Annotated in this window: 7 protein-coding genes; 4 read left to right on the top strand and 3 right to left on the bottom strand. The window is 54.3% G+C overall.

The features are described 5' to 3' along the window. Window positions 1-77 precede the first annotated feature (77 nt). Together K239x_RS05790 and K239x_RS05785 are read right to left on the bottom strand one after the other, a co-directional pair. On the bottom strand, window positions 78-1,016 hold the full coding sequence (locus K239x_RS05790) for a DUF6268 family outer membrane beta-barrel protein (protein ID WP_145416825.1): 939 nt from the start codon (window positions 1,014-1,016) through the stop codon (window positions 78-80). 163 nt (window positions 1,017-1,179) lie between these two features. Next, on the bottom strand, window positions 1,180-2,682 hold the full coding sequence (locus tag K239x_RS05785; RefSeq protein ID WP_419189723.1) for a cryptochrome/photolyase family protein: 1,503 nt from the start codon (window positions 2,680-2,682) through the stop codon (window positions 1,180-1,182). A 178-nt stretch (window positions 2,683-2,860) separates the two neighbouring features. Here K239x_RS05785 and K239x_RS05780 point away from each other — a divergent pair, with 178 nt between their 5' ends. The 4 genes from K239x_RS05780 to K239x_RS05765 all read left to right on the top strand — a co-directional run bounded on the left by K239x_RS05780 (window position 2,861) and on the right by K239x_RS05765 (window position 10,827). Beyond that, window positions 2,861-5,329, top strand: coding sequence for an FAD-dependent oxidoreductase (locus K239x_RS05780; RefSeq protein WP_419189722.1), 2,469 nt, complete (start codon window positions 2,861-2,863; stop codon window positions 5,327-5,329). A 297-nt stretch (window positions 5,330-5,626) separates the two neighbouring features. Beyond that, complete coding sequence (locus tag K239x_RS05775; RefSeq protein ID WP_419189721.1) at window positions 5,627-7,855, top strand: DUF1549 and DUF1553 domain-containing protein; 2,229 nt, start codon at window positions 5,627-5,629, stop codon at window positions 7,853-7,855. 12 nt (window positions 7,856-7,867) lie between these two features. Further along, window positions 7,868-9,208 (top strand): DUF1501 domain-containing protein, encoded by a 1,341-nt coding sequence (locus K239x_RS05770; RefSeq protein ID WP_145416817.1) that lies wholly within the window; start codon window positions 7,868-7,870, stop codon window positions 9,206-9,208. A 71-nt stretch (window positions 9,209-9,279) separates the two neighbouring features. Continuing rightward, window positions 9,280-10,827 (top strand): serine protease, encoded by a 1,548-nt coding sequence (locus tag K239x_RS05765; protein ID WP_145416815.1) that lies wholly within the window; start codon window positions 9,280-9,282, stop codon window positions 10,825-10,827. A gap of 56 nt (window positions 10,828-10,883) precedes the next feature. Here K239x_RS05765 and K239x_RS05760 read toward each other — a convergent pair whose 3' ends face one another. Next, window positions 10,884-12,410, bottom strand: coding sequence for a sulfatase family protein (locus tag K239x_RS05760; RefSeq protein WP_145416813.1), 1,527 nt, complete (start codon window positions 12,408-12,410; stop codon window positions 10,884-10,886). Between the last annotated feature and the right edge of the window lie 80 nt (window positions 12,411-12,490).

The following is a 12,490-nucleotide window of genomic DNA, read 5'->3' as shown; positions in this document are numbered from 1 at the left end:
ACCTGGGACCGCCCCAAACGCGTGCTCATCGCAAACGCAGCCGATGGCACGCCGATAAAATCGCAGCGATACGAGATTCAGTATCGCCATCCCGCTTGCAGTACCACCGCATCGTCAAGTTTTAGTTCCGTGTCGTCCCGTTCGAATTCGATTCGTCGACCAAAAGCGTAGCCAGTTTCTGCAAACCAGCCTCCACCGCCATCGACAACCTTTTCGATACCGGCTGTCAATCGAAAGTCTCGCAAAGAGAGTTCATCCGCGCGAGAGTTTGCTCGCGTAACTGCCCACGTGTTTCCGCCCAGACCGCCTGCCAAGTACGTCCAAACCTCGCTACGACCGATGTCTTTGGCGATCCGGCGTGAAATGGTCGCAACCGGAAACCGCAAATCGACTTTGGTATCGGGGTCCGGTTTCCACAACACGCCAATGGCTGGCACCACCGGCAAATCAGCACGCCCCAGGTAGACAACACCACCGGAGAGGGTTAGGCGACCAGGGATGCATTCCCAATTCAACAGCCCGAGTGCAAACACACGGAACGCGTTGTCACTAGTCGTCAGGTCGCTGCGAATCGAAGGGGAAACAATCGCCATGGCAGACAATCGTTTGCTGATGGGGCGCCGATAGAAAAACTGAATCTCGAACTGATAAAGTTCGTCCGGCACATCGATTCCCGCATCCGCATCGATCCAATCGATTCGGAATCCGGGAGTCACGCCAACAATGTTGTCAAAACTTCCTAGCGGAATGCCAGTGCCGACCGACAACTCCAGATTGCTGCTACTGAGCAGCCCATCACCGACGTCACCGAGAAACCCACCCGAAACGGAAACACTCTGCAAAGCCTGTTTCTTGAATCGCGAAAGTTCAATTTCGTCGCTAACTCGATCGCAGGATTCATCGACACTCTGCACAAGCGAACCTGGCGAGAATTCGATCAGCCCTGGCAGTGATTCTTGCGCAGCGCAAAAAGCACAGGCGAGCAGACTGAGAATCGAGAGAAAGTAACGCATCATGTAGAGCATCGTGCCAGAGCGAAAATTCTTATCAACACCATTTACCGGACAGAACAAGTACCGTTTGTGCAGAGCAGACCGATTTCATACGTATCGAAATTTACCCTTGCGCCGCAAGTTGTCTCGTGAAACATTCCATTTCACGATCAGAGACCAACGGTGTTCATGCAGAGTCCATCTTCGACAAGAAGGCCTCGGCATTGGCTAGATGTTTTTCACGTTTCTGTTCGTCCATCTTCCTAGCCATGCTGCACATCATGGCCCAGCGCGGATTCTTTGCCAATTCATCCGCATGATTCCAAATCCAACGCCAATACAAACCATCCCAAACATCACACCAGGGACCTCTCTTGTAATGGCTCATTTTCCGCACATACGATGATCCAGAAAAATAGGGTTTTGTTGTGATCGCGCCCCCGTCGGCATGCTGGCTCATGGCATAAACATTGGGCACCATCACCCAGTCGTAGCTGTCGACAAACAGCTCCATAAACCACCGGTAAATATCATCCGGATCAATCTCGCAAAGGAACATGAACCCTCCCAAGACCATGAGTCGTTCGATGTGATGACAATACCCCGTGTCCAGAATCCGCCGAATGGCATCATCGATCGGCTCGACACCAGTCGTGCCGTCATAAAAACCATCCGGGATTGCGCGATGATGCTTCCAGTGGTTCGTCGTCCGCATTGGGACGCCAAGGTCTTCGTAGGTTGCACGTATAAATTCGCGCCACCCAATTATCTGACGAACAAAACCTTCCAGCGAATTAATCGGCACGTTCTGCTGCTTGGCAAAACGTACGGCGGTGTCGACCACCTGATCCGGCGTCAGTAGCCCGATATTCAATGCCGGCGTCAAAACACTGTGCCACAACCACGACTCTCCTTCGACGATCGCATCCTCGAAATCACCGAATCGATCGAACCTCTCCGCCAAGAAGTGATGAAGCCACTTTTCAGCCGAAGCATGCGAACTGGGGTAATGCAGCTGTTCGATCCGGCCAGGGTTATCGGCAAAACAACGCCCCACATACTCTGCCGCTTCCAAATCAATCGCATCTCGTTTTAAGCTCAGGTTCTCGGGAATCGCTGCAAGCATTTTCTTGGGCACCTTCTTGCGATTGTCTTCGTCAAAACTCCATTGCCCGCCCAAGGGTTCGCCGTCGTCCATCAGCACGTCAAGCCGCTTGCGTTGCCACTTATAAAAATCGGCCATGAACCAGCGTTTCTTGCCAGCTCGATATTGCTGATTCTGCTCCGGTGTATTCAAGAAACCTGGATGAGGCAGATATTCACACTCAACTCCGTGCTCTTCACAGCTCGCGAGAAGGCGTTTTTCAAGAATAAAATCGGTCGGATTCACAACGCACAGTTTCTCGCCGCGTTTCCCTAAATCCGCAAGCGTCTCCGCTAACCGATGCTTCAAGGCAGGCTTCCGCGCGTCGTAGTCGATGTAGGCCGTGTCAAATCCGCGATCGTTCAGACTAGATTCATATCTTTTCATCGTCGCACGATGCAACCAGAGCTTTTGCTTGTGAAATTGCATCGGATAACGCTTGTCACCAAAGAACAATGAATCTTCCAGCAATATCACTGCCGACGGATTGAGCTGCAGACCAGGATGATCCGCGAAAAGTTGGTTGGGAAAAATCAGTAAATTCACGCCAAATCCGTCAGTGTTTCTGGACTGCATTATCGAAGGTGAGGGCACGCCACCTGACTCAATGATAGAGACATGCCTATCCCCTGCGATCCGTGCCCGTTCGCATTCGACCGCCGATCGATCGTTTCGGTTTAGGCATCACTTATTCCAGTCACTTTCCCAGGCAACCAAGCTGAATATGCCGCCCCTCAAGAATGTACTACCGTCTCTTCCTGCGAGACTTGCCGAACGAGTTCGCGAGGTTCACAGTGGATCGTCACCCGAAAATGAAACGTCTGCCATCGGCGAATTCGTTTTGTACTGGATGCGAACCGCTGTGCGCAGTTGCGACAACCAGGCGCTCTCGGTGGCAATCCACGCAGCCAATGAATGGCAGTTGCCTGTACTGGTCTATCAAGGCGTGTCCGAGCGATATCCTTTTGCTTCAGATCGCCATCACAGCTTTCTGCTGCAAGGTGCTCGCGATGTGCAGCAACAATTGGCCGAGAGAAAGATTGCGTACGCGTTGCACGTCGAAAGCCCGGGAAACCGCGGCCCCCATTTGAAATCGCTCGCACAGCGCGCGTCCATGGTCGTGACCGAAGACATGCCGACCGAACCATTGCGGCGTTGGACACGTTTGCTTTGCCGCGAAGTAGACTGCCCGGTGATCGCCGTCGATTGCGCCTGCGTGGTGCCAATGTCTCTGGTCGGCAAAGCCTACGATCGGGCGTTTGAATTCCGCGACGCGACCAAGCAACTCTACGTCGACCGCATTCAGACCGAACCGTTGCAGGAGATTGCACCGCAGTTTGATTTGCCGGAAACAATCGATCTGCGCTTCGATCCGGTCGACCTGCAAAATACGAACATCGCTAACTTAGTAGCCGAGTGCGAAATCGACCACTCGATTGGCCCGGTAGCGTCGACCGTCGGTGGTTCCAAGTCTGGCTATGAACGCTGGGAAGCATTCAAACTCAACGGACTCTCTTTGTACGATCGCCAACGCAACGACGCCTTGATCGATGGTGTTAGCCGGATGTCAGCGTATTTGCACTATGGAATGGTTTCTCCCCTGCGGATTGCTCGGGAAGCGGCTGCCGAACAATCCAGCGGGGCCAAAAAGTATCTGGATGAATTACTCATCTGGCGAGAACTTGCATACGGCTTTTGCTTTTACAGACGGGACCATGGCCGAATGTCTGCGATACCGGATTGGGCGATCGAGACGCTCTCGAATCACGAAAGCGACGAACGCCCCGAGTTACTCTCGTGGGAAACATTAGCACGCGGTCGCTCCGGCAATGCGCTGTGGGACGCTGCCCAGCGGTCATTGTTGATCCACGGCGAACTCCATAACAACGTACGAATGACCTGGGGCAAGGCGATCTTGAACTGGACGCCGAACGCAAAGAAAGCGTTGGCCCAAATCATCGACTTGAACCATCGCTATGCGTTGGATGGACGAGACCCGGCGTCGTATGGTGGAATCCTCTGGTGCCTGGGACAGTTTGACCGTCCGTTTTCGCCCGAACAGCCGGTCTTTGGAACAGTCCGAACTCGTTCGCCCCAACAGCATGCGCGTCGTCTGGATCCCAGTGCGTACCAAAACAAGATCAACCCAAGGCAAACTCAGTCGGCGCCGACGGTCGCAGTTGTCGGAGCGGGATTATCGGGACTCATTTGCGCTCGCACGCTGATGGATCAGGGATTCGATGTCACGGTGTTCGAGAAGAGCGGCGGCATGGGCGGACGAATGGCCACCCGGCGAGTCAACGCGAATTTGAGCTTCGATCACGGCGCCCAGTACTTCACGGCGAGAGACGAACGATTCAAACGATACGTTCGCTCGTGGGTGCAAGACGAAATCGTTCAGCCTTGGCAAGGACGCATCGTCGTTTTGGAACAGGGAAACGTGAAAGAGGAAAAACGGGGAACGGATCGGTTTGTAGCGACACCAACCATGAATGCGATCGGCAAACATCTGGCAGCAGAAATCGACGTCAACATCCGAACGCGAGTTGCCAGCCTGAAACAAACCGCCAAAGGATCCGGCAAACAATCCGGCAAGCAATGGTCGCTGGCATCTGATAGCGGCGATGACTTGGGCCAATTCGATGCGGCCGTGGTTGCCGTGCCAGCCGGGCAAGCCGCCAAACTGCTGTCCAGCGTTCCCTGCCTTGCCGATCAGGCCGAGGCGACAAAAATGAGTGGTTGCTGGGCAGTCATGCTGGCCACCGATACGACTTCCGCACTGGATTTCGACGCGGCATTTGTGCAGCACTCACCGTTGTCTTGGATTGCGCTGAACAACACCAAGCCAGGTCGCGACGGTGATCAGAGTGCCTGGACGTTGCATGCGACCGCCGAATGGACGGAACAACACATCAACGCGTCTGCGGCCGAAGTCGAAGAACTGCTGGTGAATGAATTTTGGAATGCGGTCGGCCTTTCGCCGTCAAAGCCCGTTCACGCCCAGGCCCATCTGTGGCGTTTTGCGTTGCCGCAAAATCCGCTACCAACCAGCTGCCTATTTGATCGCGATTTGCAGATCGGTGCCTGCGGCGATTGGTGCGGAGGCCCGCGCGTTGAAGGCGCGTTTTTAAGCGGGATGTCGATGGCCGGACGCATCATGTCGCTTGCGGGGTCAACAAACGATGAAGTTTGAGCGAGCCCGAGCCAACGGATGACCGGCCCGCGTATACGAATGAGCAGGACCAAAAACGGATGCAAATTGGCGTCAAACCGATTATTTAGAGCGATTAAACTGCCACGAACCTCCGTCCGGGCGAAACGCTCCAGATTCTTCAGACGATCGCCAGAGTTCGGTTGCACGTTCGCAGGAAAAAGTAGCTAAGCTAATAGCCCCTCCTAAACGCCACGTCCCACCTGCGTTTTTCGGCTCTCCATGCGACATTATCCCCCCTCCCGCGCGCTAGCTGTAAGCAGACCGTTGCTTCCAAGCTTGTCATCACAATGCCAGCTGATTGCCTGCTTGTGTGTTTTGCTGTGCGCAGCCAGCGTCGCAGCGGAACAACCAGCCAACGATAACGTTGCATCCGTCGGGGAGGTCAGCGATTACGCCCCCATCAGTTTTGAGTTGGATGTCCAGCCAATCATGACGGCCCGAGGTTGCAACCAGGGCGCTTGCCATGGCAAACAACGCGGACAAAACGGTTTTCAACTTTCGCTGTTGGGATTCGATTCCGACTACGATTTTCATGCTTTGGGCACAAACGCACGAAGCCGACGTCTTTCGTTCGCATCACCAGAATCAAGTCTTCTGCTGCGAAAAGCCACGGCTCAGGTGCCGCATGGTGGCGGCCGCAAAATCGAAATCGATTCGCCTGACTACGAAACACTGGTGAATTGGATTTCTCAAGGAGCACCGCGGCGACTTCCCAACGAACCAACGCTTCAACGCGTTGAACTGAGCAAAGAGATCTACTCGCTTAAGCCAGACCAGAGTGTTGCACAGAAAGTCACCGCTTATTACAGCGATTCAACCTCCCGCGATGTGACGCTGTCGACATCGTACTTGTCCAACGACGCGGCCATCGTCAGTGTGGACGACCGCGGACGATTGACCGCTGGGCCGCTCCCAGGCGAAACCGCTGTGATGGCTCGCTACATGAATCACATTTGCGTTGCGCGGGTCAGCATCCCGCAGACAGAAATGCTGCCCGAAGGGTTCTTTAGCAAGTTGCCTCAGGCCAATTTCATTGACAAACTGATTTATGCCAAACTAGAAAAGCTAGGTGTCAAACCTTCGCAGCCAGCCGCCGACGCGACGTTTATGCGACGCGTCTACACCGATATCATCGGTCGGCTCCCCACGGTCGCCGAAGCAGAAGCGTTCCTGGATTCGAGCTTGGAAAACAAACGCGAACTGCTCGTCGACCAACTGCTGGATCGCCCTGAATACACGGATCACTGGGCCAATCATTGGGCGGATTTACTACGGCCAAATCCGTACCGGGTCGGCATTAAAGCGGTGCTGAACTACGACGCTTGGATCCGCAAACAGTTTCGCGACGATGTGTCCTACGATGAATTTGCCCGCCAGATCATTACCGCCCGGGGGAGCACTTGGCAAAACGGGCCGGCCACGCTTTACCGCGACCGACGTACGCCGGACGAAGTCGCGACGATGATCAGCCAGCTGTTCCTGGGTGTTCGATTGGAATGCGCCAAGTGCCATCATCATCCGTTTGAAAAGTACAGCCAAGCAGATTTCTACTCATTCGCCGCCTTCTTTGGCCGCGTCGGGCGCAAGGGCAAAGGCCTGTCGCCACCGATATCTGGCGGCGAAGAAATCGTTTTCACATCCACCAAGGGCGATGTCAAACATCCCGTCACTGGCGAAGTATTACCTCCACGCCCGTTGTTTGGAAAAGCAGACCTGGACGACCACTCCGATCCCCGCGAGGCGTTAGCGGATTGGATGACGTCACCGGAAAATGAGTTTTTTGCCCAAGTTCAAGTCAATCGAGTTTGGGCTCAATTGATGGGGCGAGGATTGGTCGATCCCGTCGATGATTTGCGAAGCACCAACCCGGCGACAAACCCTGAACTACTGGACGCTTTGGCGAAACACTTTCAAGACAGCGGGTACCGTCAAAAAGAATTGATCAAAACGATCACGCTCTCGAACGTTTATTCGCTCTCGTCAACTCCCGACGAAACAAACTCCGGTGACCGACTGAACTATTCACGGCACTACCGAGGCAGGTTGCGAGCGGAGGTCCTGATGGATGCAATTGCTGACATCACCGGATCGAACAAGAATTTGGATGCGATGCCGCCTGGTTCACGAGCGAACCAAGTCTGGACTCACCGAATCGATTCGGTGTTTTTGGATACGTTTGGTAGACCCAACGAAAACCAAGACCCGCCTTGCGAGCGGCTACCCGATTCGTCCGTCACTCAGACGCTTCACTTGATGAATTCACAAGAATTGAACGATCGCATTCGCAAAGATGGCAGCCGAGCGGACACTCTGGCCAAGAGCAAGCTGACGGCAGAAGAAGTTGCCGACGAATTGTATCTGTCCATTTTTTCTCGCTGGCCAAACCAGCGAGAACAGGACTACGCTGCAAAGTTGATTCGCCTGGCTGGTGACGAACGACGATCCGCGATCGAAGACTTGATGTGGGCCATGCTGAACGCTCCCGAATTTACGATTCAAAACTAGGAAACTGATTCGATGTCTAATAGTTGGCGAAATTGTGAAGGCGTCTCGCGTCGCGATTGCATCCGCATGGGACTGAGCGGATTGGTCGCGGGCGGGCTGTCAGGTGCGCTGCGTAGCCGTGGCATGGCATCTGAATCCAAACCGTCGCAATCCACAACGCGACAGGCCGATGCCTGCATCCTGGTGTGGCAGGACGGAGGCCCAAGCCACTACGAAACCTTCGACCCCAAACCAGAAGCTCCGGTCGAAATCCGCGGATCTTACGGGACGATTCAGACACAGACACCGGGCATCCATTTTTCGCAGCCGATGAAGAAACTGGCTGCTTTGTCCGACGATTTGGCAATCGTGCGATCGATCCGTCACGACCAAGGAAACCATGGCGCAGGCAATCACTACATGATGACTGGCGCGCCGCCACGAATCCCGGTGGGCTGCGGCGCATTTGTCAGTTTTCATCCCAGCTTGGGCAGCGTGGTTTCTAAAGAAATCGGAGCGCCGCATGGTATTCCTGCGTATTTTTCGATTCCAAACATGTCTCGCAGCGGCGGGCCCAATTTCCTTGGCAGCCGCTACGCACCGTTTGTCGTTCCCGACAGCCCCAATAGCAGCAGCTTTCGTGTTCGCGATGTCACCATCCCCAAATCACTCAGCGAAGATCGCTACGATTCGCGTCAGGCGATCCGAGCGCAGGTCGATCAAATGCTGCGTATCAATGACGCCGCCGCAGGGGACCCGACGTTGGCGGTTGACCAGTTCTACGAACAAAGTCTGCAGATCATTAGCAGCCCTGAGGCGCAAGCTGCTTTTGACATCCACAAAGAACCCGATTCGGTCCGCGATGCCTACGGCCGCGATTCGTTTGGTCAAAGAGCGTTGCTGGCCCGTCGTCTTGTGGGAGCAGGCGTCCCGTTTGTGACGCTCTATCACGGTGGTTGGGATCATCACGAAAAGATCTTTTCAGCACTCGACAAAAAGCTGCCCCCATTTGAAGCTTCCGTGGCAGCGTTGATCGCAGATTTGAAACAACAAGGCATGCTAGAACGAACCCTGGTGGTTGTGCTGGGTGAATTTGGACGCACGCCTAAGATCAATGAACGCGGGGGACGCGACCACTGGTCCAACGCCATGAGCGTTTTGTTTGCGGGCGGTGGCACACGAGGCGGTCAAGTGATTGGGGCAACCGACAAACAAGGTTACGCCGCGATCGAGCGAGTTTTGTCTCCAGAGAACTTCGTTTCAACGATCTACCGCAAACTGGGCATCGATCCTGGCCAAATGATGCACACCCCCGACGGACGCCCCGTTCACTTGGTTAGCAATGAAGATCCGATCACCGAGCTGATGGGGTAGTCGTCTTGCGCTTGAAACTCACCGGATCCGGCGGTCGCCATGCGACCAGCCTTCTTACTGTTCTTGCAACCTTGTGCTGGTTCAACGACGCGCAGGCACAAATCAAGCTAGATCGGTTTTATCCCCCCGTGGTTGCGTCGGGCACCGAAACGATCGTCGTCGCCGAAGGTAAGTTCCCCGATTGGCCGTCGGCGTACTCGTGCGACCGCCAGGAAGTCAAGTTGACCGCCGAGAAAGAGGCCGGCAAATTCAAAGTGGCAGTGGACGCCAATTCCGTCCCCGGAGTCGCCTGGGTTCGATTTCACGATAAAACATCTGCCAGCAATCTTGTCCCGATCTTGATTGGCCAAGGGTCGATCACCAACGAAGTCGAACCCAACAATCAGAATCATGAAGCGACAAAACTGACGTTGCCAACGACGGTCACTGGCAAACTTCATAAAGGTGGCGAGATCGACACCTTTGCGATTTCCCTTAAGGCAGGTCAGCAACTGGTTGCTTCTCTCACAGCGCATCAAACGCTTCGTTCTCCCATGGACGGGGTCCTGCAGTTGACCGATGCGGATGGCAACGTGATCCGGCAAAGTGAAGATGTCCGTGGACTGGACCCGCAGATCATTCACCGTGTTAAATCAAACCAAGACCTACTGCTGCGGCTGTTCGCGTTTCCAGAAGTCCCCACCGGCACCGTTGGCTTTGCCGGTTCGGCCGCGTTTGTTTACACCATCGACGTCACGACGGGCCCTTTTCTAGATCACGTTTTGATTGACGACGATGATCAACCAAGTGGCTTCGGATCAAATTTGTCAGAGGAGTCAAAGCTACAAGTCTATCCCGCCACAGAGCTTTCTCCTGCGTCGGCTGCCGCAAGCAATGCACTGGGATGGTCGTGGTTACCGAACCTTGTTCCCGATGACGCGCACAGAATCAGCTCTGGCGACACTGCAAAGCAATTGCCTGCCGTCGCGATGGGACATATCACAGCCAAGGGACAAGTTGACCGATTCCGATTCAGTGCCAAAAAGGGCAGAAAATACCGCATCGAATCTTGGTCCAAGGCTGCGGGTTTCTTGCTTGATTCAGAACTAAAACTGATCGATCCTGAAACCGACAAGCAGCTTGCCATCAACGACGACCAGACACGCGGCCAGTACGATTCGGTCTTGGAGTACACCGCAAAGTCCGACGGAGAACTCATCGTTGAACTTCGTGACCTTGTCGACAATTGGGGGCCGCGCCACGCTTACCAGTTGCTCCTTGCCGAATCATCGCCAAGTGCAAACTTGTCGGTGGCGGCTGATCATTTCGTGGTCGAAAAAGACAAGCCACTGGAGATCGACATCGCGGTAAATCGTGACCGCGGCTTTGATTCCAAGATCCGCTTTTCAGCGGCAGACCTGCCCGACGGGATTCAATGCGACGAAGTCACCGTGGACGCGAAGGCGAAGTCAGCGAAGCTGAAATTGGTTTGCAAGAATGACAAACCTTTCCAAGGTGCATTCAGGATCGAAGCACAAAGACTGGACAAAGACGACATGCCCGCCGACACCAAACTACCTGTCATCTACCAACTGCGTCCCGAAGTCGCGGTGAAAAAGCTCTGGCTGACTTGTCAATAGAAACCCCGCAAGGCTCTCCTTGCAGAGAGCCTATTGTGATTCTCGCTTAAAGTTCACTACGGACGGCTGCGGCCATCCGCTTTGATTTCTTCCAGCCTTGCCAACATGGCCTGCAACTTTTCGGGATTGGCTCTGGCCAAGTTGTTCTTTTCGCTTGGATCATCAACCAAGTGATAGAGTTCGTATTTCCCTTCGCCTTTTTCGTATGTCAGTTTCTTGTGCGGTGCAGTCTTTTCGTAGGAAAGAACCTTCCAATCGCCAACCCGAAGTGCCAACGTCGGCCCCTTGTTGGGTTGTTGCAATAGGTGATCGCGTCCCTTGGCGTCCGACTTACCCAGCAACGCTGGCAAGACATCGAAACTATCCGGGCAAGCGTCCTCAGGTAGTGACTGGCCAACCATTGACGCCATGCTGGCGGGCAAATCGACGGTGCACACGATTTTGTCTGACGTCCCGGGTTTGATTTTCCCAGGCCAGGTGGTGATGAAAGGTGTTCGCGTGCCGCCTTCGTAGATGCTGTATTTTCCTCCGCGGTAAATGCCCGCCGGTTTATGGTCGCCCAATTTAGTAATCGCGCCGTCTTGATAACCGTCGTCCAGCACGGGGCCATTGTCACTGCAAAAAACGATCAACGTGTTGTCGGTCAATTTCAGTCGATCGAGTGTTTTCGTCAGTTCACCGACGCACCAATCCAGTTGAATAATCGAATCGCCACGGAAACCCAGTTTTGTCATACCTTGAAAACGCTCGTGCGGCATTCGAGGCACATGCAAATCGTGCGACGCGAAAAACAAAAAGAAAGGATCATCCTTGTTCTTTTCGATCCACTCGACAGATTTCTCTACCCATTTGTCAGCCAAATCTTCGTCTCGCCAACGCGCCTTGTGACCGCCCGTGTAATAGCCAATTCGTCCGATACCATTGTGGACGGTGTTGTTGTGCCCGTGACTCCAATCCATCTTCAACTTGGCTCGCACATCGGGGTCTGTGCCCGTCGGATGATCGGGAGTGGGTTTCTTGCGTCCCACCCAAAGTGGGTCCGCAGGATCAAGATTCACGACGCGATGATTCTCCACATACACACTAGGCACGCGGTCGTTGGTCGTTGGCAACAGGTAGCAATAGTCAAACCCGATCTCCAACGGTCCGGGATTCAATTCGCCATTCCAATCCGGCGCGTCGCCACCGCCGATGCCCAGGTGCCATTTGCCGACCACAGCGGTTTTGTATCCGGCACCTTTCAATAGCGACGCGATCGTGTCGGTCCCCGGTTGGATCAGCGCTGTCGCATTGGGCGGAGCGATGCCGGCGCCCGGTTGGCGAAAAGCATACTTGCCAGTGAGAAACGAAAACCGCGTCGGCGTACACGTTGACGCGCTGCAGTAGCCTTGCGTGAACCGAAGCCCGCGTTCTGCCAACGCATCAATGTTGGGCGTCGACAATTCGGTTGCACCGTAGCAGCTAATGTCGCCGTAACCCAAGTCGTCGGCCATGATCACAATGACGTTGGGTTTGTCCGCAGCGGACAGATTCGCGGCGTAACTGACCGCAAGAATCGCTAGCGTGAGTGTAATTTTTTGCATCAAGGATCAAGTCACATAGAGTAAAAGAGAAACATCACTAGAAGTGCCAGGCAGTTTACCAAGTCCGCCGCAGCAAGGCA

The sequence above is a fragment of the Stieleria marina genome (assembly GCA_007741555.1).
Taxonomy (GTDB): Bacteria; Planctomycetota; Planctomycetia; order Pirellulales; family Pirellulaceae; genus K23-9.
Note: the sequence above shows the minus strand (reverse complement) of the source record. Positions and strands in the feature narration are given on the sequence as shown.